Source organism: Moorena sp. SIO2C4 (genome assembly GCF_010672485.1).
Classification (GTDB): Bacteria; Cyanobacteriota; Cyanobacteriia; order Cyanobacteriales; family Coleofasciculaceae; genus Moorena; species Moorena producens.
Genome location: NZ_JAAHGN010001016.1, coordinates 1 through 2,741, shown reverse-complemented (window position 1 = coordinate 2,741; position 2,741 = coordinate 1). Strand labels below are relative to the sequence as shown.

At 42.6% G+C, this 2,741-nt stretch carries 2 protein-coding genes and 3 pseudogenes; all 5 read left to right on the top strand.

The window, feature by feature from the left end:
• On the top strand, window positions 1–827 hold an 827-nt coding region (locus F6K20_RS32965; protein ID WP_287297569.1), incomplete at its 5' end, for an adenylate/guanylate cyclase domain-containing protein.
• A 33-nt stretch (window positions 828–860) separates the two neighbouring features.
• Window positions 861–1,001, top strand: a complete 141-nt coding sequence (locus F6K20_RS32960) for a hypothetical protein (protein ID WP_287297568.1) — start codon at window positions 861–863, stop codon at window positions 999–1,001.
• 504 nt (window positions 1,002–1,505) lie between these two features.
• Window positions 1,506–1,736 (top strand): annotated as a pseudogene (locus F6K20_RS32955) (transposase); the annotation flags it as partial.
• Between the two features lie 108 nt (window positions 1,737–1,844).
• Window positions 1,845–2,099, top strand: a pseudogene (locus F6K20_RS32950) (RNA-guided endonuclease InsQ/TnpB family protein); the annotation flags it as partial.
• A gap of 166 nt (window positions 2,100–2,265) precedes the next feature.
• Window positions 2,266–2,741, top strand: a pseudogene (locus tag F6K20_RS40960) (zinc ribbon domain-containing protein); the annotation flags it as partial.

Genomic DNA, 2,741 nt, shown 5'->3' with positions numbered 1-2,741 from the left:
CGGATGTGATTACTGCTTATCAAGGAACTATCGACGAGTTGATCGGGGATGGGATTTTAGTGCTTTTTGGTGCTCCCACCCTCCAAGAGGATGATGCCCACAGAGCAGTGGCTTGTGCAGTAGCGATGCAGTTAGCCATGACCAGTGTCAATGAAGAAATCGAGCAGTTGGGCTATCCAAAACTGGAAATGGGCATCGGTATCAATACCGGTGTGGTTGTGCTTGGGAATATTGGTTCCGAAAAACGCACCAAATATAGTGTCATTGGCAGCGCTGTCAACCTGACTTACCGGATCGAATCTTATACAACTGGTGGTCAAGTTATGATTTCTCCTTCCACTTTGGAAGAAACTGGCGAATTTTTAAGAATTGACGGTCAAAAACAGGTAAAACCCAAGGGAATTAAACAGCCAATTACTATCTATGAAGTGGGTGGGATTGGGCATAATTATAACCTATTTTTACCCAAACAGCAAGAAACATTTTTCGACGTTAACCAAAAAATTGATCTACAATTTAATTATGCTTTTCTAGATGGAAAGCATATCAGTAATTCGGTCTACACTGGGCGTTTAGTAGAGATTTCAAGTAAGGGAGCTAAGCTTCGTGCTAACAGCAGCGAAATCTCTGCTATCCCTGAGCCACTAAGTAATATTAAGCTCAACTTACTCGATCCAGATAATGTGAACCAACCCAGTGAGGATATCTACGCCAAGGTTTTAGAAAAAACAGCAGAACCGGGAAGTTTTTACATCCGGTTAACTGCTGTCCCTCCGGAGATATCAGCAAAACTAAAATCTCTCTACGAGTCAGTAATCAGGAATTGATCCTAAGTTCTGTGAAGTCTAATTGAGTAACCCTTGAGTTCGGTCAAGGGTTACGGGTATAAAAAGTTACCTTGGTACAGGCAATTTGATCTGATTGAAACTCCGGTTAATCGCTGTTCGAAAGTAAGTATTCAGCTATCAGCTATCAGCTATCAGCTATCAGCTATCAGCTAATAGCTATCAGCTATCAGCTATCAGCTAATGCGCTACCTCTCAGCGTCGTTCGCACAGCGTGGCCATTCGCGTAGCGTGGCCAACGGCCAAGGCCAAAGCCTGTGCCACGCACGCTACTTGAGGTGCTTTTGAATAAAACAAGTAAGCATTGCTTTAATCTCTGTTACGTCAGCTGACGGCTGACGGCACCTCAAGTAGCGTGAGCTAAAAGCTCACGGCTGACGGCTGACGGCTGAATGCTTACGTTCGAAAAACCCTGTATCCATGGCTGCGTAAACCTTTGATTGCGTCCCTCCCACAGGCAAACTAGTCAGCGGGATTTGAGATTAGAAACCCATGGCACCAAAAAATTATAAAAATCCCCCAAAGCCGAAAACCCCCTGTCTAATCACCGGGGATGAAGGCTAACAGCGGCTTGACGCGCCGTAAGAAAAATATTTTTCTATTTCCGGAAATTTTACTTTGTGTAGTGTAGACTACTTTAGTAGTTAAAGGTCGATACTAATGATTGTTTTACAGTTCAAGGCAATTGGCAAACAAAAGCAATATTTAGCAATAGAAGAAGCGATGATAACAGCTAAAATTGTTCGCAATAGCTGTATTCGCTATTGGATGGACAATAAAGGTGTTGGGAAATTAGACCTCAACAAATATTGCACTGTCTTAGCTCATCAGTTCCCGTTTGCCAATGAATTGAACTCTATGGTCCCCCTCGCCAGTGCTGAACGAGCATGGTTAGAAGTTACCGTAAGAATAGTGGAGCCTTATTTCATGAGTTTTAACCATGCATCTGCATAGCCTATCGCCTATAAAGGCTCCACTATTCTAAGGTTTCATCTCCGGTCATCAATTGCCCGTTTATACGAAAACTGTAAGAAAAAAGTTTCCGGAAAGAAAGGTTTTCCTAGATTCAAAAAACATTGTCAATCAGTTGAATAAAAGACTTCTGGATGGAAATTATGTCCAGATAAAAAGTCAATCATTTTTAGTGACAAAAAAGGGATTGGAAAACTCAAACTCAAAGGAACATGGAATTTCTGGCGCTTTGACAAAAAGCTAATTAAGAGGGTTAGGATAGTCCGTCGAGCCGATGGTTACTATAGCGCTACGCGCAAGTCAGAAGTCACAAGTCAGAAGACAAAAGTTTACTACAACAGGTTTTCAGCTTTTAGCCATGTCCTAACTTTAATGGGTAGTGCTATATGTTCAGTTTTGCCTTCAGATCGATATCAATGAGTCTGTTCCAGCAACACCGAATAGCAATACTGTACCCTTACCTAGGTTTTATCGAAAAGGGGAAAAGCGTCTAAAGTTCTATCAACGTCGAGTTTCTCGAAAAAAGAAAGGCTCTGGGGAGCATGTCACCTTTGTAATTAGGTAAATAGATCCCCCCTAGCCCCCCTTAAAAAAGGGGGGAATTAGATTCAAAAGTCCCCCTTATTAAGGGAAACGGGGGATCTAAATCAGGGATTAACAAAACTGACATGCACCCAAGGCTCTGCACTAGTCGAAATTGTTCTAATTGTGGTGAAGTAGTTAAAAAATCTCTATCAACTAGAACCCATGTTTGTCAGTGTGCTTGTTCTCTCGACAGAGACCACAACGCTGCAATCAACATCCTAGAAAGAGCCTTAAGTACGGCAGGGCATGTCGGAACTCTGGTCTTAAACGACCCAAACGCTTGGGGAGATTTGGCCTCTACTGTGGCTGGTGCAAACAAGTCATGGGCAAGTCGAGTCA